A 16,868-nucleotide genomic window follows, 5' to 3' on the forward strand; every position below is an offset into this window, starting at 1 on the left:
AAACCTGCCCACGATAAACGCTTACACCAGATTGCCGCCCAGAATCACCATGGCGAAGCCCAGGTAGATCAGCACGCCGACAAAGTCGCAAATGCTGGTGAGCATGGGCGAGGACAGGGTGACCGGATCGGCGCCGAACCGTTTAGCGACAAACGGCAGGACGGCGCCAATAATCGAACCGGTCAGGGTGCAGGCGAACATGGATACGCCCACCACCAGCAGGATGTCGCCGCCCGGGGACTTGGTGAAATGGGCCATCACCACCTCGGCAACCGCGACAACGGCGGCCAGCATGCAGGCAATCACGATTTCCTTTTTCAACACCAGGAACACATCTTTGGCGCGGACCTTCAAGTCTTGCAGCGCGATGGAGCGGATGACCAGCGTGGCGACCTGGCTGGCGGAGTTGCCGCCCATGTCCACGATGGCCGGCAGGAAGGCCGCCAGAATGATGGCTTGGTCCAGCAGTTCGGTCTGACCGGCAATGATGCTGCTGGTCAAAATGCCAAAGGCCGTCAGGATGAGCAGCCACATGGCGCGCACGCGGAAGATGCGCCAGATGCTGTCGCGCTTCATGTCCAGATCATTGCCATCGATCGCGTGGTTGCCGCCGAAGTCGGCGATATCGTCCGCTACTTCCTTCACGTAATCGGCGTTTACCCAGCGCATGCCTTGCGCGTCAGTCATGTAGATTTTGCTTGCTTGGTTCATTTGGCGTTGCCTTTCCAAATTGCAGATGCGCCCCGATCAGAATAGTCGCCGGAAATTCGCGCAAAAGCCAATTTTCAGTTTTAACAATTTTCATGTTAAATGATTATTTTGGCGTTTCATCAAAAACTGCGCCACCGCCCTCAGACAAGTTTTGTTAAATCAGATACCTATCCAACACAGCGACAGCAGAAACGCTTACAGAATGAACGTACCCGGCTTTTGGAATGCGGCTGAAATCTTGCGACTTTCCCTCCCATGCGCGCCGATGCATTTCATCCGGACGCACATCTCCCTGCCTCCAGAAAAAACACGCGCCGGCCAACGATGGACGCAAGCTTTCCTCCGTATAGCAACGGAAAATTCAAAAGGGGGAGAGACAGACGTGACTAGGCCGCGCCCATTTCCGGGTCATGCCGACGGGACTGCCACCGCCCGCCAAGACCTAGGTCAGCGGGACAAGGGCTCCGGCCGGCACGGTCGAGGTTCTGGTTCTTCAGACATCGAAATCTCCGTGTAGCGGATCAAGGGAAGAAGCTGACAGGCAGCCGCAATAGCGGCGCTTGCCGGCAGCTCAGGCTCAATAGGAACTGGCGGATGCGATGCGGCGGGCCCAAGGCCGGCCGGCGCTGCCCGAAGGCAAAAGAGGAGAGAGCGGAGGCCCGAGGGCCAATGACGCCACACCCTGGCTTGCAGGATGCGGCAGTAGAAGAATCAGACTGCGCGAATCCCGCAAAGCGACGTGTCGATGAAGGATCGACTACACCCGTCGTTGTTCACGATGAACCTTTGCTTTGTGGATAACGCGGCAGACTATATCTGTCCGAACCAATCAAACTTTGTAACCGCTATTTTACACTTCACTCGCCAAAACAGGAAAATCAATTCTAAAAAATGCTGGAAAACACACGCTAAATTTATTTGGCATATAATGAAATCACCAAGCTGCGGCCTTGCTGCCGACGCCTGGTGATAAACCGGCAAGCCAAATGGATACAATAAGGCGGCATACATTTGTGTAACATTCAGTCTTTATGACAAGCATTTCGCCTCCATGATCGTTCGCCATATCCCCTCCTGGTTCCGCCTGCTGTTCGTCTGGCATGGCTCGGTGCTGCCGCGCATCTGGCCGCGGCTACTGATGGTGTTGGCAGTGGGGCTGGTCGCCGCCGGCCTGCGTCACTGGTGGCTGCAAAGCCTGCGCGACTCTTCGCTGAGCATCCCCACTTTTACGCTGTTGGGCGTGTCGCTGGCCATTTTTCTGGGCTTTCGCAACTCCGTCAGCTACGACCGCTTCTGGGAAGCCCGCAAACTATGGGGCGCGCTGCTGATCGCCAGCCGCTCGCTGACGCGGCAGATGCTGGCAGCGCTGGGAGACAACGACGACAGCAGCCGCTTCATCGACGGCGTGTGCGCCTTTGCCTACGCGCTGAAGGCGCAATTGCGCGGTCTGGACGCGGAGGCGCAGCTGCGCCGGTTGTTGCCGGCGGACGCCCTGGAAAAAGTGCTGGCCGGGCGTTTCCGCCCAGCCCTGATCCTGGTCTGGCTGGGCCGCGAAGCGCAGCGTCTGCAGCGCGCCGGCCAGCTCAGCGAGCTGCAATGGCACGCCTTGGACCGCAATCTGAACACGCTGTCGGAAATCCTGGGCGGCTGCGAGCGCATCGCTTCCACCCCGATGCCCTTCACCTACCGCGTGCTGCTGAACCGCACCATCACCATTTATTGCCTGTTGCTGCCGGCCGGGCTGGTGACCAGCATAGGCTGGCTGACGCCGCCGATCGCGGTCTTCATCGCTTACACCTATTTCGCGCTGGAACAGATTGCCGAAGAACTGGAAGAGCCGTTCGGCACCGAAGGCAACGACCTGCCGCTGGCGACCTTGTGCCACACCATAGAAGCATCGCTGCGCGAGATGCAGGGTTTGCCGCTGCAGGCGCCGCCGCCGCCGCGCCAGGGCATCTACCTTCATTGATAGAAGGTAGCAATGACAATGGCCTTACCATAGAATGGACCACTCCTCCACTTAGCCCGGCCCGTCCATGACCCTGTCCCGCCTGTTATTCAGCTTTGTCACGCGCCACTGGCGCTCCTACATCCTGGCGGCGCTGATGCTGGCGACGGTGGCGGTGCTGACTGTCATGATCCCGCGCCAAGTCGGCCATATCGTGGACGGGCTGGTGGCGCGCCAACTGGCGGGCGACGCTCTGCTCGGGCAACTGGCCTGGCTGCTCGGCATGGGCCTGGTCATTTACTTTTTGCGCGTGGGCTGGCGGCTGCAGTTGTTCTCCGCCTCCTACCAGTTGGGCGTGGAGTTGCGCACCCGGCTCTACAAGCAGCTGTCGCGCCAGGGGCCGGCCTTCTTCCAGCACCAGCGCACCGGCGATTTGATGGCGCGCGCCACCAACGACATAGACTCGGTGGAAATGGCCGCGGGCGAAGCCATGCTGGCCGGTTTCGACGGCGCGCTGTCCCTGGTGCTGGTGCTGGGCATGATGACGCTGGGGGTGGACTGGCGGCTGGCGCTGGCCGCGCTGTTGCCGTTTCCGTTCATGGCCTGGGCCTTCGCCCGCATCTCCGACCATATCCACCGCGAGTGGGGCGAGGCGCTGCACCGCTTCGGCAAGCTCAACGACCATGTGCAGGAAACGCTGACCGGCGTGCGCACGCTGCGCGCGCTAGGGCTGGAAGCGCGCAACGATGCCGAGCTATCGCGTTTGGCGGCGGCGGCATCCGACAGCAGCTTCGAGGCGCAGCGCTGGGAAGCGGCGTTTGAACCTGCAGTCGGCGTTTCGCTGGTTTCCGCCACCGCCATCGCGCTGGCGGTGGGCGGCTATCTGGTATGGCATGGCCAGTTGACCATAGGCGCGCTCACCAGCTTCAATATGTATCTGGTGCAGCTGATCTGGCCGATGTTCGCCGCCGGCTGGGTGCTGTCGCTGCTGCAGCGCGGCTCCGCCGCCTGGCAGCGGCTGCAACCGACGCTGGACGCCCAGATCGATGTGGCGGACAACGGCACCCGCGCCGCTCTGACGCCCGGCGCGCTCAGTTTCGAGCAGATTACCTTCCACTACGCTGCCGACGCCGCCGCCGCGCTGAGCCAGGTCAGCGTGGCGCTGCCGCAAGGCCGCACGCTGGGGGTGGTCGGCCCGACCGGCAGCGGCAAATCCACGCTGCTGAAGCTGCTGCTGCGGCAATACCCGCTGCAGCACGGGGCCATCCGCTGGAATGGCAGCGACATCGCCGATTACACCTTGCACACACTGCGCGGCGGCATCAGTTGGGTGCCGCAGGAGGCCTTCCTGTTCTCCGCCAGCGTGGCGGAAAACATCGCGCTGGCGCGGCCGGAAGCCAGCCAGGAGGAGATCGAACGCGTGGCGCGGCTGGCTGCGGTGCACGAAGACATCCTGCGCCTGCCGCAGGGCTATCAAACTCCGGTAGGCGAGAAAGGCGTGGCCTTGTCCGGCGGCCAGCGCCAGCGGCTGGCCATCGCCCGCGCCTTGCTGGCCGACGCGCCGCTATTGCTGCTGGACGACGCCCTCTCCGCCGTGGACACCCAAACCGAAACCCAGATTCTGCAACACCTGCGCGAGGCCCGGCGCGGCCGCAGCGTCATCATCGTCAGCCACCGCCTGTCCGCCGTGGCCGACGCCGACCACATCATCGCGCTGCACCACGGCCATATCGCCGAGCAGGGCAGCCACGAACAACTATTGCAACGCGACGGCTGGTACGCCAGTCAATGGCGCTATCAACAACTGGAGGCCAGCCTCGATGAAATCTGACGTCTCCCGCCCGCAAACCCGCGAGGCCATCGCGCTGCTGGCCGATGCGGCCCGCCCGGACCGCCGCCACCTGTGGCGCGGCGCGCTGTGGCTGCTGCTCGCCGCCCTGCTGGAAGCCGCCGCGCCGCTGTTGGGCAAGGTGTTCATCGACAGCTACCTGCTGCCGCACCGGCTGGAGTGGAGCGCCCTGGCCGGCCTACTGGCCGGCAGCCTGCTGCTGGGCGTCACCGCCGCCGTGCTGCGCTACCGGCAACTGGTGCGGCTGGCCGGCGTGGCCATGCGCTCGGTGCTGCGGCTGCGCGAACAGGTGTACGGCCATGTGATGCGGCTGCCGATGGCCTTCTTCGACAAGGCCATCACCGGCCAGCTGGTCAGCCGCGTCACCAACGACACCGAATCGGTCAAGGCGCTGTATGTGCAGGCGCTGTTCGTCATCCTCAACAGCAGCATCGTGGTGCTGGGCGCGCTGGCGGCCATGGCCTGGCTGGATTGGCGGCTGATGCTGGTGACGCTGCTGCTGTTCCCGGCCACTTTCGCCATCGTCTGGCTGTACCAGCGGCTCAGCGCGCCGTCGGTGGCACGCGCGCGCGCGCTGCGCAGCGACATCAACGCCCAGATGGCGGAGTCGATTGCCGGCATCGCCGTGCTGCAGGCCAGCAATGCCGAAGGCCGCTTCATAGGCCGCTTCGACGACACCAACCAGCGCTATTACCAGGCGCGGCTGCGCGAGCTGTCCGCCAACGCCTGGCTGCTGCGTCCGGCGCTGGACCTGCTCAATGTGCTGCTCTTGATCGCCGTGATTTACAGCTACGGCGCGCGCGACCTGGGCGGCGTGGAAATCGGCGTGCTGTATGCCTTCGTCGGCTATATCGGCCGCGTGGTGGAACCGCTGATCCAGATCACGCTGCAGTTTGGCCAGCTGCAGCAGGCGGTGGTGGCGGCCAGCCGGGTCAGCCACCTGCTGAACGAGCCGATTGCGACGCCGCCCACCGCCAACGGCGGCATAGGGCAAGGCGCGGTCAGCTTCCGCCAGCTGACTTTCGGCTATCAGCCGGGACACCCGGTGCTGCACGAGCTGAGCCTGGAGATACCAGCCGGCGGCTTCGTCGGCATCGTCGGCCACACCGGCAGCGGCAAGTCCACCCTGCTATCGCTGCTGCTGCGCTTCTACCGGCCGCAGCACGGCGACATCCTGATCGATGGCCAGCCGCTGGAATCCATCAGCGACGCCGCCTTCCGCGCCGGCATCGGCCTGGTGCCGCAGGACCCGTTCCTGCTGGCCGCCAGCGCGCGAGAAAACATCGACATGGGGCGCGGTCTGTCGCAACAAGCCATCGAGGACGCCGCCCGCGCCGCCGGCGTGCACGAGTTGATCCTGTCGCTGGAAAACGGCTACGACAGCGATATGGGCGAAAGCGGCGCGCGGCTGTCCAGCGGCCAGAAGCAGTTGATCGCCATCGCCCGCGCCCTGGCCGGCCAGCCGCGCATCCTGCTCTTGGACGAAGCCACCTCGCACATCGACAGCGAAACCGAACAGCTGGTGCAGCAGGCGCTGACGCGGCTGGCCGGCAAGATCACGCTGATCTCCATCGCCCACCGCCTGTCCACGATACGCGACGCCGACACCATCATCGTGCTGAACCACGGCCGCATCGCCGAAACCGGCGACCACGAACAGCTGATGCGGCTGGGCGGCATCTACCAGCGGCTATATCTATTGCAGCAGCTGCAGACGGAGGAAACCGCATGAACATCGACGCCTCCGCGCCGCGATAGCCACCATAATGCGGTTGAATGCGTATGCTCAAAATGAAACATAAAGACCCAGAGACGTCCGCCGCGATGAAACCTATTATTTGCCTTCTCACAGCGGGCATGTTGTTGCCTGCCCTGCCCTGTCGCGCCGACGACGGCAAGGACCTCGACCTGTCCATCAGCACGGAACTGATGACGCGGCAGACTTCCTACGGCAACTCCTCGCGGCTGCAACCCAGCGTGGACCTGCAATACCGCACCCGCTTCGGCGCCTTGTACGTGCTGGATGGCGAAGGCGGCTGGGCGCTGCCGGCACCGGGCGGCTGGGTATCGCTGGGCGTGGCCAGCGAGCCGGCCTGGAGCCTGGGCGGCGGCGTGTCGCAGAGCCTGGCGCTGGCGCGCTACGGCTTCGACCTGCCGCGCGACGGCAGCCTGTCCTTCGGCTACGCCAGCCGCATCGGCAGCAGCCATCCCGGCCAGTTGCTGGCGGCCACGCTGGACGCGCCGCTGGGCGACTGGATGGGGCAGAAATTCTCGGTGCTGGGCTGGGCCAGCCTGGCCAACCAGAAACGCCGCCTGGGCCTGAACCACAGCGATGACGGCCCCGGCTGGCAGCTGGAGCAGAGCAATCTCTTGCTGGTGATGTCCCACCCCATGGGCCAGCACTGGACGCTGGACCTGGGCGCCGGCAGCCGCTGGGCGGCGGAAAACACCGGCAGCCACACCGCCGGCTGGCAGACGCTGCTGGGTTTCACCTGGAAGCTGTGATGCGCTTCGACCCGCTGCCGTCCGCCTCCTGCCTGATAGACAGCCATTGCCACCTGGACGCGCCGGAGCTGCGGCCGGACATCGACGGCGCAGTGGCGCGGGCGCAGGCGGCCGGCGTCGGCCAGCTCTTGGTGCCGGCAGTGAGTGCCGGCAACTTCGACGCCGTGCTGGCGATGCGCCAACGCTACGGCTGCTGGATCGCCTTCGGTCTGCACCCGATTTATCTGAGCCAGCATCTGGACGATCACCTGGCTCTGCTGGACGCCGCGCTGGCAGCGCATGCGCCGGTAGCCGTCGGCGAGATCGGCCTCGATTTCTATCTGCCGGAGCTGGACCCGATGCGGCAGGAGGCGCTGCTGGTGGAGCAGTTGAAGCTGGCGCGCAAGCACGGCCTGCCGGTGGTGCTGCATGTGCGCCGCTCGGTGGATCGCGTGCTGAAGCATTTGCGCGAGCAAAAGGTGGAAGGCGGCATCGCCCACGCCTTCAACGGCAGCGAGCAGCAAGCCCAGGCCTTCATCCGCCAGGGCTTCAAGCTCGGCTTCGGCGGCGCCATGACCTATAGCGGCTCGCGCCGCATCCGCGCCTTGGCCGCCACGCTGCCGCTGGACAGCCTGGTATTGGAAACCGACGCGCCGGACATCCGCCCCGAGTACGCTCAGGACGTCCCCAACGAGCCGGCGCAGCTGGCGCGCTTTATCACAGTGCTGGCCGAATTGCGCGGCATGGAGGTCTCCACGCTGCGAGACGCGCTCCACGCCAACACGCTGGCGGCGCTGGGATTGACTTGAACCTGGCGCCCATCAGCGGTGCCGCACTGTCGCGGATTCAAAATCTCTGGCCATCATGCAAAACCCCGGCGCATGGCCGGGGCTTGAGATGCGCGGGACCCGCAGCCGGCTCAAGTACGGAAGCGCTGCAAACAGGTGTCCAGCTCATGCGACAAAGCCTGCAGCTCGCTGGCCAACGCGCTGGCCTCGCCGGCCGCCTCGGTAGTCTGGCCATTCATCTGCGCGATCTGCTCGACATTGCGCGCCACCTCCTGGCTGGCCAGGCTCTGCTCCTTGATCGCGTTGGCGATGTCGGCGATGCGGTGCACCGAATGCTCGGCCAGCTCGCGGATCTGTTGCAGCGCATCCGCCACGCTGGAAGCGCTGACCACGCCGGTTTCAATCTTGTCGTTGGCCTGCTGCATGCTCTGATAGGCGCGCTGGGTATCGGCCAACACGCCGTCGATATGGCCGGAAATCTCGGTGGTGGCCTGGCTGGTGCGTTCGGCGAGCTTGCGCACTTCGTCCGCCACCACGGCGAAGCCGCGGCCCATTTCGCCGGCTCGCGCCGCCTCGATCGCCGCGTTCAGCGCCAATAGATTGGTCTGGTCGGCGATGTCGTGGATCACCCGCACGATGTCGCCAATGTCGGCGGAGCGCTGGTTCAAGCCATCCATCACGGTAGCGGTTTCGGTGATGGTGCTGGCGATCTGGCGGATCTCGCCGGCCGCCTTCTGCGCCAGCTCGCTGCTTGTTGTAGCCTGCTCCATCGTCTGCCGCGCCTGCCGCTCCACATCCTGGGTGCTGTCCGCAACCAGATTGATGCTGACCGACATCTGCTCGATAGCCGCCGCGCCGCTGGATGCGGCCTCGGACTGATGCGCCGACGCAGACGACACATGCTCGCTGACGACATTCAACTGATTGGCCGCCTTGGCCAACTGCGCCGAGTGGCCCTGCGACTCCACCACCACCGCGCGCACGCTGTCCACCAGCTTGGCCAATGAGGCGGCGGCGCTGCCCAGCTCGTTGTTGCCGAAATCCGGCAATTGCAGGCGTAGATTGCGTTTGTCCGCCAGCTCCTGATTGGCATCGCGCATCTGCAGCAAGGGCTGGCGGATGGAGGAGATGATGTACCAGGCGATCAGCACGCCTATCACCAGCGCGGCGATGATCTCGGCCAGCATCTGGCTGCGCACGCTGGCGGCCGTGGCATTGATCTGGTCGTCCAGCAAGCCCACCGCATCGGCGGCGTTCTTGCCCAGCACATCCACCACGCCTTCCATCTGGTGGATATTGTCCTTGTACTTTTCCAGCTCGTGGTTGGCATCGGCAGTGGCGGCGAGCTGCTTGCCCTCCACCTGCGACGACACCTTGCCGAAACCGTCGACATAACCGCCAAGCAGGCCGGACAGTTTGGACAGCTGCTGAGAGGCCTCATCATTCAGCGGATGGGTGCCGGCCTGGCTGATCGCCAGTTGCGCGTCGGCCTGCGCTTTTTTCCATTTTTCCAGATACTCGGCGCGCTTGCCGTCGTTGGCGATATTGATGAAGTAGTCTTTTTCGAAACGCCGCAGATTGCCCATGTCGCGCTGCAATCTGACAATGTCGGTATAAAAGGCCAGCTCGTGCGAAGTGACGTCCTCCGCCCGCGCCGAAATCTTGCCCAGACCCAGTTGCGCCAACAATCCGGTGAGAATGAGCGCCGCCAATAGCAGCGCGAAGCCAAGCGTAATCCTGGCCGCGATAGACAAATTCCGCATGGTAATTCCCCATACCCAATAGAGTGAATGCCGGCCGGGCTGTACCCGGTCTCGTTATATGCTGGGATTCTAGACGAGGGCCGCCACAGGCGGCCACACGCCGTATCGCCAACGGGAACATTCACGCGATAACAGTATCCAAAAGCCCAAAAAAAAACCGGCAGCATGGGCTGCCGGACTCTTCGCCTTGTCCATTTACCTCAAGCGCGCTGCTTGAAGCTCCTGGCAAATCCCAATACGCAGATAAAGAATAGTGTACTAATCAGAACTTCACACCATGCCAATCGCTGCGCCAGGCCGTGGTCGGCCCAGCCCCTCATCACGCCTTCGGTGAAGAAACCCAGGATGAACATGCTGGACCATTGGTAGGTATACAGGCGCCCGGCCAGAATGCCGCGCAAGGGCAGCAGCAACAGCAGCGCCTTGAACGCCAGGAAGGAACCGCCGGCGCGCAGCGGCGCCAGCCACAGCTCCCAAGCCAGGGTCATCAGGATCAGGACGATCAGCGCGGCCGACGCGCCTTGGCGGAAATGTTCGCGGCTCATGGCGCGGGCTCGGCCTGGGCGCGCCGCGCCTTGCGCTCCATCAGCGCGGCCACCAGCACGCCGACCTCGTACAACAGCCACAGCGGCACCGCCAGCATGGTCTGCGACAGCACGTCCGGCGGCGTGACGATGGCGGCGATCACAAAGGCGCCGACAATGACATAAGGCCGCGCCTCGCGCAGCTTGGCCACCGACACCACGCCCATCCGCGTCAGCACCACCACGATCACCGGCACCTCGAAGGTGGTGCCGAAAGCCATGAACATGCCGAGCACGAAGGACAGATATTTATCGATGTCCGTCATCATGCTGACGCCGGCCGGCGTCACCGCCGACATGAAATGGAACACCACCGGGAACACCAGGAAATAGGCGAAGGACATGCCCACCAGAAACAGCACCAGGCTGGCCAGCACCAGCGGCAGGACCAGCTTCTTCTCGTGGGCGTACAGCCCCGGCGCGACGAAGGCCCAGACTTGGTACAGGGTATGCGGCAGCGAGATCAAAAACGCCGCCAGCATGGTCAACTTCATCGGCACGAAGAAGGTGGAAGTCACCTCGGTGGCGATCATGCTGCCGCCATGCGGCAAGGCGTCCAGGAGCGGCTTCGCCAATAGGTGGTAAATATCCGATGACCAGTGGAACAGGCCCAGAAAAACCAGGGCGATGCCCAGCAGGGCGCGCACCAGCCGGGTGCGCAGCTCGATCAGATGCGCGAGCAGCGGTTGTTCGTTCATTGGCGGGCTTGCGGAGGAATTTCGGTTTGGGGCGCCGCGCTACTGCGCGGCGGCATGTCGTCGAACAGGTCCAGCTGGTTCTCGTCGCGCGGCGGCGCGTCAGCCGGCTCCAGCGCGGCGCTGTCGGCCATCGATGCCGCTTCCGTTGCCGGCGCGGCGTCTTCCGGAACGATGCCGCCGTGTATGGTGCGCTCGGCCTCGTGGAACGGTTCCGCCGCCTGCTCGGCCAGATTGCGGGCCTCGGCGGAATGGTGGTCCAGCGCGTCGCGCACCTGCTGCACCTCGGATTCCAGTTGGCCGCGGAAGCTGTGCGCCGCGTCCTGCAGGTCCTGGCGTATGCTGTCCAGTCCCTGCAGATTGGCCTGGTGCTGGATGTCCGCCTTCATCGTGGCCACGAAGCGCTGCGCGCGCGCCACCAGGGCGCCCACGGTGCGCGCCACGGCCGGCAGCCTCTCCGGCCCCAGCACCACCAGGGCCACCACGCCGATCAGGACGAATTCGCCAAAGCTGATATCAAGCACGCCGCGTCACCGTCCGGATTTATTTCTTGTCGGCTTCGCCGTCGATGATGCGGCCGGCGTCCTTGGCTGGCGGCTGGGCATCCTTGGCGCCCTCGTTCATGCCTTCCTTGAAGCCCTTGACCGCGTTGCCGAGGTCCTTGCCGATGTTGGGCAGCTTCTTGGTGCCGAACACCAGTACCACGATCAGCAGCACGATCAGCCAGTGCCAGATGCTCAGAGAACCCATTGTGACTCTTCCTTATCCATGAAACAGGCGCCGGATCGCATCCCGGCGCGAAGCCGAAAAACGCGTCAGCCCTTGTGGCCGAACACGTGAACGTGAAGATGGAACACTTCCTGGCCGCCGCCGCGGCCGGTGTTGATGCCGGTCTTGAAGCCGGATTCCAGGCCCTGCTCCCTGGCCAGCCTGGGGGCCAGCGTCAGGATCTTGCCCAGCACCGCCTCATGCTCCGGGCCGCAGTGGGCCAAGGAGTCGACGTGCAGCTTGGGAATGATCATGAAATGCACCGGCGCGATCGGACGGATGTCGTGGAAAGCCAGCACATCGTCGTCTTCGTAAACCTTGTTGGCGGGAATCTGGCCCGCCACGATCTTGCAGAAAAGACAATCGCTCATCGAATTCAATCCATCATCAAGTGGTTTTGCGCGAGGCTTTCTCGTCCAGCCCGGAAATGCCTTCGCGGCGATGCAGCTCCATCACCACGTCTTCGGGACGCAAGCCATGATATGTCAACAGCACCATGGTATGGAACCACAGGTCGGCCACTTCGCGCACCAGGTGCAGCTTATCCTTGTCCTTGGAGGCCAGCAGCGTCTCCGCCGCCTCCTCCGCCACCTTCTTCAGGATGGCATCTTCACCCTTGTGAAACAGCGAAGCCACATAGGAAGACTGCGGGGCAGCCTCGCGTCGGGCTTCCAGCGTGTCGGCGATATTTTTCAACACATCCGGGGTCATATCGATATCCTTTGCGCCGAAATCCGGCGATTATGCGGCACGGGCATGGCGCGCAGATGACAGCGCGGCCCGGCCGGTCATTGTAACCCGTCCATCGCGGGCAGCGTTGACCGGCGGCAACTCAGCCGTGGTAAATGCTGTGCGGGTCTTTCAGCACGGCATCGACCGTCAGCCAGGCGCCGTTCTCGAAACGGCGGTAAAAACAGCTCTGCCTTCCGGTGTGACAGGCAATGCCGCCCATTTGTTCGATCTGCATCACAATCACGTCGCCGTCGCAGTCCAGGCGCAGCTCCTTCACCGTCTGCAAATGGCCGGACTCCTCGCCCTTTTTCCACAGTTTTTGCCGCGAACGGCTCCAATAGTGGGCAATGCCGGTGTCGGCGGTCAGCTGCAGGCTTTCGTGGTTCATCCACGCCACCATCAGCACCCTGCCGCTGGCGGCGTCCTGGGCGATGGCGGTCACCAGGCCCTTGTCGTCCCATTTGACTTCGTCCAGCCAGCTCATAGCCTCACCTCGATGCCGGCGGCGCGCATGGCCTGCTTGGCCTCGCTCACCGTGTATTCGCCGAAATGGAAGATGCTGGCGGCCAGCACCGCGTCGGTATGGCCTTCTTTGACGCCATCGACCAAATGCTGCAAATTGCCGACGCCGCCGGAGGCGATCACCGGAATGCCCACCGCGTCGGACACGGCGCGGGTCAGCGGCAGGTTGAAGCCGGCCTTGGTGCCGTCGCGGTCCATGCTGGTCAGCAGGATTTCGCCGGCGCCCAGCGCCTGCATCTTGCGCGCCCATTCGACGGCGTCCAGCCCAGTGCGGTTGCGGCCGCCATGGGTGAAGATTTCCCAGCGGTCGTTTTCCGGCGTCACCGCCTTGGCGTCCAGCGCCACCACGATGCACTGGTTGCCGAAGTGCTCGGACGCTTCGCGCACGAACTCGGGGTTGGTCACCGCGGCGGTATTGATGCTGACCTTGTCGGCGCCGGCGTTCAGCAGGCGGCGGATGTCGGCGATGCTGCGCACGCCGCCGCCGACGGTCAAGGGAATGAATACCTGCTCCGCCACCGCTTCAATGACATGCAGAATGATGTCGCGCTGGTCGGAGCTGGCCGTGATGTCGAGGAAGGTCAGTTCGTCGGCGCCCTGCTCGTTGTAGCGGCGGGCGATTTCCACCGGGTCGCCGGCGTCGCGCAGGCCCAGGAAATTGACGCCCTTGACCACGCGGCCGGCGGTCACGTCCAGGCAGGGGATGATGCGTTTGGCAAGCATGTAACTATCCAGAAAACTTCAGCCAGAAAACTTCAGGCACGCCAAGCGGCGGGGCCAGCCCGCCGTTTGACGCGATCAGCCGGGTTTAACCGGCCAGTTCGTCCGCCAGCGTCTGCGCGGCGGCGAAGTCTATGCTGCCTTCGTAGATGGCGCGGCCAGTGATGGCGCCTTCGATGCCCTCGGCCTCCACCTCGCACAGCGCGCGGATGTCGTCGAGGTTGGTCAGGCCGCCGGAGGCGATCACCGGGATGGTCAGCGCCTGCGCCAGCTTGACGGTGGCCTCGATGTTGACGCCGGTCATCATGCCGTCGCGGCCGATGTCGGTGTAGATCACCGAGTTGACGCCGTAGTCCTCGAAGCGCTTGGCCAGATCAACCACATTGTGGTTGGTGATCTTGGCCCAGCCGTCGATCGCCACCATGCCGTCCTTGGCGTCCAGGCCAACGATGACCTGGCCGGGGAAGGCGTCGCAGGCATCGTGCAGGAAGCCCGGCGTCTTGACCGCGGCGGTGCCGATGATCACGTAGGACAAGCCCATGTCGAGGTAGGCCTCGATGGTGTCCAGGTCGCGGATGCCGCCACCCAGCTGCACCGGCATGTCCTCGCCAACCTCGCCGAGGATGTCGCGGATCACCGACAGGTTTTTCGGCTTGCCGGCGAAAGCGCCGTTCAAGTCCACCAGATGCAGTCGGCGCGCGCCCTGGTCGCGCCAATGGGCGGCAACCTTGACCGGATCGTCGGAGAAAATGGTGGCGTCGTCCATTGCGCCCTGTCTCAGGCGCACGCACTGACCGTCTTTCAGGTCTATCGCGGGTATCAGCAGCATGGTGCTAGGTGTGTGGGTAAGTTAAACATTGCCGTCCCAGGCCAGGAAATTCTTCATCATCTGAAGTCCGGCGCGGTGGCTCTTTTCGGTGTGAAACTGCGTGGCGAATATGTTGCCACGCCCGACGATACAGGCAAACCGCTGCGGATATTCGCTCTCCGCCAGCGTCAGCGCCGCGTCGGCCGGCGCAAAGTGATAACTGTGCACAAAGTAAAAACGCTCGCCATCGGCGATGCCGGCGAACATCGGGTGGGACTGGGTCTGGTAGACCTGGTTCCAACCCATGTGCGGCACTTTCAGCCGCTCGCCGCCTGCGGTGAGATCGTCGGCAAAGCGCAGCACCTTGCCCGGAAACAGGCCCAGGCCGGCGGTGTCGCCCTCCGCGCTATGTTCGAACAATAGCTGCGCGCCTACGCAGATTCCAAAAAACGGCTTGCTCTGCGTAGTTTCACGGACGGCATCGGCCAAGCCGTGGCGGTTCAGCTCGCGCATGCAGTCGGGCATCGCGCCCTGGCCGGGAAAGACCACCTTGTCGGCCTGGACCACGGCGTCCGGATCGCGGGTCAGGACAATATCGGCGCCGATGTCGTTGACGGCCTGCAGGGACTTCAGCACCGAGTGCAGATTGCCCATGCCGTAATCAATCACTGCGACTTTCATGCGGAGAGCGTCCCCTTGGTGGACGGCGTGATGCCGGCCATGCGCTCATCGCGCTCGCAGGCCATTCGCAGCGCGCGGCCGAAGGCCTTGAAGATGGTCTCGGCCTGATGGTGGCTGTTGTGGCCGCGCAGATTGTCGATATGCAGCGTGCTCATGCTGTGATTGACGAAGCCGTGGAAAAACTCCGAAAACAGGTCCACATCGAACTGGCCGATGCTGGCGCGGGTGTATTCGACGTTGTAGACCAAGCCGGGGCGGCCGGACAAGTCGATCACCACGCGGGACAGCGCCTCGTCCAGCGGCACATAGGCATGGCCGTAGCGGCGGATGCCCTTCTTGTCGCCGATGGCCTTGGCAAAGGCCTGGCCCAGGGTGATGCCGATGTCTTCCACGGTGTGGTGGGCGTCGATGTGCAGGTCGCCCACGGCCTGGACGTCGAGGTCGATCAAGCCATGGCGGGCGATCTGATCCATCATGTGGTCGAGAAAGGGCACGCCGGTTTCAAAGCGGCCGACGCCGGTGCCGTCCAGATTCAGCGTGACGGTGATCTGGGTTTCCAGCGTGTTGCGGGTGACAGTTGCGGTTCTCATGGCTTCAGGCAAAAAATCGTTGAATGGCGGACAGCAAGGCCGCGTTCTGGTCTGGGCTGCCCACGGTCAGGCGCAGACAGTTGTCCAGCAGCGGATGGCTGCCGTGCAGCTGCTTGATCAGGATGCCGCTCACTTTCAGATGCTGGTACAGCGCAACAGCGTCCGGCGCGCGAACAGTGAGGAAATTGGCCTCGGACGGGAATACCGTCAGCGCCGGCAGCGCGGCCAGCGCATCGGAGATTCGGCCGCGCTCGGCGCGCAATTCGGCCGCCTGGCGGTTGAATACCTCCAGATGCCGCAAGGCGTAACGCGCGGCGGCGAGGGTCAGCACATTGACGTTGTAAGGCGGCCGCACTTTGTTCAGTTCGGCAATCCACGCCGGACAGGCCGCGGCATAACCGAGGCGGATGCCGGCCAGGCCCAGCTTGGACAGCGTGCGCATCACCAGCAGGTTGTCCAGCTCGCCGGCCAGGTCCATGAAGCTGTCCGAAGCGAAGCTCTGGTAAGCCTCGTCCACCACCACCAGGCCCGGCGCGGCGCGGCAGATCGCCAGCACCTCGTCGCGGGCGTAGCGCGGACCGGTGGGATTATTGGGATAGGACACGAACACCACCGCCGGCTGCTCGCGCTCGATGGCGGACAGCGTAGCCGGCAGGTCCAGCGTAAAGTCGTCGCGCAACGGCACGCCGACGTACTGCAGGCCGGAGAACAGCGCGTTCATCTTGTACATGACGAAGGACGGCTCCAGCGCCAAGAGCTTGGCGCCGGGACGCGCCAACGCCTGGGTGATCAGCGTGATCAGCTCATCCGAGCCGTTGCCCAGCACGATGTCGGCGCCGGCGGGAATGGCAAACGCCGCGCGCAGCTCGTCCTTCAGGCCGCCGCCATTGGCGTCCGGATAACGATTCAGCGCAACCTGGGCCAGTTCAGCGGCCAGTTCGTGCTGCAGTTCCACCGGCAGCGGCCACGGGTTTTCCATCGCGTCCAGCTTGATGTAGCCGGCGGCGTCGGCCACGTGATAGGCGCCGATGGCGGTGATCTCGTCGCGGACGAGTTGCTTGGCGGTCAGTTTGGTCGTCATGGTCTGCCTGGCGGCGCAAAAGCGCCGTAATGTGCCCGCAAACGGGCAAAGGGCCATCGTAACCCGTTGGCGCGCCACGGGCTACTGCCTTGCGCCCGCTTGGCCGCGCCTGTTGCGGCGCGGGCACGGGTTCTCAATTCAAGA

At 64.0% G+C, this 16,868-nt stretch carries 19 protein-coding genes; 5 read left to right on the plus strand and 14 right to left on the minus strand.

What is annotated here, in order from left to right; genetic code table 11:
- Nucleotides 1-21 precede the first annotated feature (21 nt).
- Complete coding sequence (locus QUG01_RS04145) at nucleotides 22-687, minus strand: magnesium transporter (RefSeq protein ID WP_500829019.1); 666 nt, start codon at nucleotides 685-687, stop codon at nucleotides 22-24.
- Nucleotides 688-1,762: 1,075 nt separating this feature from the next.
- Between QUG01_RS04145 and QUG01_RS04150 the strand changes: the two genes are divergently transcribed.
- The 5 genes from QUG01_RS04150 to QUG01_RS04170 all read left to right on the plus strand — a co-directional run bounded on the left by QUG01_RS04150 (nucleotide 1,763) and on the right by QUG01_RS04170 (nucleotide 7,801).
- On the plus strand, nucleotides 1,763-2,680 hold the full coding sequence (locus QUG01_RS04150) for a bestrophin family protein (RefSeq protein WP_500829020.1): 918 nt from the start codon (nucleotides 1,763-1,765) through the stop codon (nucleotides 2,678-2,680).
- Nucleotides 2,681-2,747: 67 nt separating this feature from the next.
- On the plus strand, nucleotides 2,748-4,490 hold the full coding sequence (locus tag QUG01_RS04155) for an ABC transporter transmembrane domain-containing protein (protein WP_500829021.1): 1,743 nt from the start codon (nucleotides 2,748-2,750) through the stop codon (nucleotides 4,488-4,490).
- Nucleotides 4,480-6,240, plus strand: coding sequence for an ABC transporter ATP-binding protein (locus QUG01_RS04160; RefSeq protein ID WP_500829022.1), 1,761 nt, complete (start codon nucleotides 4,480-4,482; stop codon nucleotides 6,238-6,240). The genes QUG01_RS04155 and QUG01_RS04160 overlap by 11 nt, the downstream gene beginning before the upstream one ends.
- Nucleotides 6,241-6,365: 125 nt before the next feature.
- On the plus strand, nucleotides 6,366-7,013 hold the full coding sequence (locus QUG01_RS04165; protein WP_500829023.1) for a hypothetical protein: 648 nt from the start codon (nucleotides 6,366-6,368) through the stop codon (nucleotides 7,011-7,013).
- Nucleotides 7,013-7,801, plus strand: a complete 789-nt coding sequence (locus QUG01_RS04170; RefSeq protein ID WP_500829024.1) for a TatD family hydrolase — start codon at nucleotides 7,013-7,015, stop codon at nucleotides 7,799-7,801. The genes QUG01_RS04165 and QUG01_RS04170 overlap by 1 nt, the downstream gene beginning before the upstream one ends.
- A 110-nt stretch (nucleotides 7,802-7,911) precedes the next feature.
- Here the strand turns inward: QUG01_RS04170 and QUG01_RS04175 are convergent, their stop codons facing one another.
- The 13 genes from QUG01_RS04175 to hisC all read right to left on the minus strand — a co-directional run bounded on the left by QUG01_RS04175 (nucleotide 7,912) and on the right by hisC (nucleotide 16,724).
- Nucleotides 7,912-9,543 carry a methyl-accepting chemotaxis protein gene (locus QUG01_RS04175; RefSeq protein WP_500829025.1) on the minus strand — a complete coding sequence of 544 codons (1,632 nt, stop codon included), beginning with the start codon at nucleotides 9,541-9,543 and terminating at the stop codon, nucleotides 7,912-7,914.
- Nucleotides 9,544-9,743: 200 nt separating this feature from the next.
- Complete coding sequence (locus tag QUG01_RS04180) at nucleotides 9,744-10,088, minus strand: DUF2069 domain-containing protein (protein WP_500829026.1); 345 nt, start codon at nucleotides 10,086-10,088, stop codon at nucleotides 9,744-9,746.
- On the minus strand, nucleotides 10,085-10,825 hold the full coding sequence (tatC, locus tag QUG01_RS04185) for a twin-arginine translocase subunit TatC (protein ID WP_500829027.1): 741 nt from the start codon (nucleotides 10,823-10,825) through the stop codon (nucleotides 10,085-10,087). The genes QUG01_RS04180 and tatC overlap by 4 nt, the downstream gene beginning before the upstream one ends.
- Nucleotides 10,822-11,346, minus strand: coding sequence for a Sec-independent protein translocase protein TatB (gene tatB, locus QUG01_RS04190; protein ID WP_500829028.1), 525 nt, complete (start codon nucleotides 11,344-11,346; stop codon nucleotides 10,822-10,824). Before tatB ends, tatC begins: the two co-directional genes overlap by 4 nt.
- Nucleotides 11,347-11,365: 19 nt before the next feature.
- Nucleotides 11,366-11,572 carry a Sec-independent protein translocase subunit TatA gene (tatA, locus tag QUG01_RS04195; RefSeq protein ID WP_043620451.1) on the minus strand — a complete coding sequence of 69 codons (207 nt, stop codon included), beginning with the start codon at nucleotides 11,570-11,572 and terminating at the stop codon, nucleotides 11,366-11,368.
- A 65-nt stretch (nucleotides 11,573-11,637) separates the two neighbouring features.
- Nucleotides 11,638-11,961, minus strand: coding sequence for a histidine triad nucleotide-binding protein (locus tag QUG01_RS04200; protein WP_500829029.1), 324 nt, complete (start codon nucleotides 11,959-11,961; stop codon nucleotides 11,638-11,640).
- A gap of 16 nt (nucleotides 11,962-11,977) precedes the next feature.
- Nucleotides 11,978-12,301, minus strand: coding sequence for a phosphoribosyl-ATP diphosphatase (locus QUG01_RS04205; protein ID WP_043620457.1), 324 nt, complete (start codon nucleotides 12,299-12,301; stop codon nucleotides 11,978-11,980).
- Nucleotides 12,302-12,422: 121 nt separating this feature from the next.
- Nucleotides 12,423-12,806: a phosphoribosyl-AMP cyclohydrolase gene (gene hisI / locus QUG01_RS04210; protein ID WP_500829030.1), complete on the minus strand. Its 384-nt coding sequence runs from the start codon at nucleotides 12,804-12,806 to the stop codon at nucleotides 12,423-12,425.
- On the minus strand, nucleotides 12,803-13,567 hold the full coding sequence (hisF, locus tag QUG01_RS04215; protein WP_500829031.1) for an imidazole glycerol phosphate synthase subunit HisF: 765 nt from the start codon (nucleotides 13,565-13,567) through the stop codon (nucleotides 12,803-12,805). Before hisF ends, hisI begins: the two co-directional genes overlap by 4 nt.
- Before the next feature lie 85 nt (nucleotides 13,568-13,652).
- Complete coding sequence (gene hisA, locus QUG01_RS04220) at nucleotides 13,653-14,393, minus strand: 1-(5-phosphoribosyl)-5-[(5-phosphoribosylamino)methylideneamino]imidazole-4-carboxamide isomerase (protein WP_103321319.1); 741 nt, start codon at nucleotides 14,391-14,393, stop codon at nucleotides 13,653-13,655.
- A gap of 21 nt (nucleotides 14,394-14,414) precedes the next feature.
- Entirely contained in the window at nucleotides 14,415-15,053 is a 639-nt protein-coding gene (gene hisH, locus QUG01_RS04225) for an imidazole glycerol phosphate synthase subunit HisH (protein WP_500829032.1), read from the minus strand.
- Complete coding sequence (gene hisB / locus QUG01_RS04230; protein WP_043621386.1) at nucleotides 15,050-15,643, minus strand: imidazoleglycerol-phosphate dehydratase HisB; 594 nt, start codon at nucleotides 15,641-15,643, stop codon at nucleotides 15,050-15,052. Before hisB ends, hisH begins: the two co-directional genes overlap by 4 nt.
- 4 nt (nucleotides 15,644-15,647) lie before the next feature.
- Complete coding sequence (gene hisC / locus QUG01_RS04235; RefSeq protein WP_500829033.1) at nucleotides 15,648-16,724, minus strand: histidinol-phosphate transaminase; 1,077 nt, start codon at nucleotides 16,722-16,724, stop codon at nucleotides 15,648-15,650.
- Between the last annotated feature and the right edge of the window lie 144 nt (nucleotides 16,725-16,868).

This window comes from Chromobacterium sp. CCUG 76385, from assembly GCF_059916625.1.

Coding starts and splice junctions, on each gene's coding strand:
- QUG01_RS04200 (WP_500829029.1), bottom strand. CDS start 11,961: ATGAGCGATTGTCTTTTCTGCAAGATCGTGGCGGGCCAGATTCCCGCC.
- hisA (WP_103321319.1), bottom strand. CDS start 14,393: ATGCTGCTGATACCCGCGATAGACCTGAAAGACGGTCAGTGCGTGCGC.
- QUG01_RS04150 (WP_500829020.1), top strand. CDS start 1,763: ATGATCGTTCGCCATATCCCCTCCTGGTTCCGCCTGCTGTTCGTCTGG.
- hisH (WP_500829032.1), bottom strand. CDS start 15,053: ATGAAAGTCGCAGTGATTGATTACGGCATGGGCAATCTGCACTCGGTG.
- QUG01_RS04160 (WP_500829022.1), top strand. CDS start 4,480: ATGAAATCTGACGTCTCCCGCCCGCAAACCCGCGAGGCCATCGCGCTG.
- tatA (WP_043620451.1), bottom strand. CDS start 11,572: ATGGGTTCTCTGAGCATCTGGCACTGGCTGATCGTGCTGCTGATCGTG.
- hisB (WP_043621386.1), bottom strand. CDS start 15,643: ATGAGAACCGCAACTGTCACCCGCAACACGCTGGAAACCCAGATCACC.
- hisF (WP_500829031.1), bottom strand. CDS start 13,567: ATGCTTGCCAAACGCATCATCCCCTGCCTGGACGTGACCGCCGGCCGC.
- QUG01_RS04205 (WP_043620457.1), bottom strand. CDS start 12,301: ATGACCCCGGATGTGTTGAAAAATATCGCCGACACGCTGGAAGCCCGA.
- QUG01_RS04145 (WP_500829019.1), bottom strand. CDS start 687: ATGACTGACGCGCAAGGCATGCGCTGGGTAAACGCCGATTACGTGAAG.
- QUG01_RS04155 (WP_500829021.1), top strand. CDS start 2,748: ATGACCCTGTCCCGCCTGTTATTCAGCTTTGTCACGCGCCACTGGCGC.
- hisI (WP_500829030.1), bottom strand. CDS start 12,806: ATGAGCTGGCTGGACGAAGTCAAATGGGACGACAAGGGCCTGGTGACC.
- tatC (WP_500829027.1), bottom strand. CDS start 10,825: ATGAACGAACAACCGCTGCTCGCGCATCTGATCGAGCTGCGCACCCGG.
- hisC (WP_500829033.1), bottom strand. CDS start 16,724: ATGACGACCAAACTGACCGCCAAGCAACTCGTCCGCGACGAGATCACC.
- QUG01_RS04175 (WP_500829025.1), bottom strand. CDS start 9,543: ATGCGGAATTTGTCTATCGCGGCCAGGATTACGCTTGGCTTCGCGCTG.
- QUG01_RS04170 (WP_500829024.1), top strand. CDS start 7,013: ATGCGCTTCGACCCGCTGCCGTCCGCCTCCTGCCTGATAGACAGCCAT.
- QUG01_RS04165 (WP_500829023.1), top strand. CDS start 6,366: ATGTTGTTGCCTGCCCTGCCCTGTCGCGCCGACGACGGCAAGGACCTC.
- QUG01_RS04180 (WP_500829026.1), bottom strand. CDS start 10,088: ATGAGCCGCGAACATTTCCGCCAAGGCGCGTCGGCCGCGCTGATCGTC.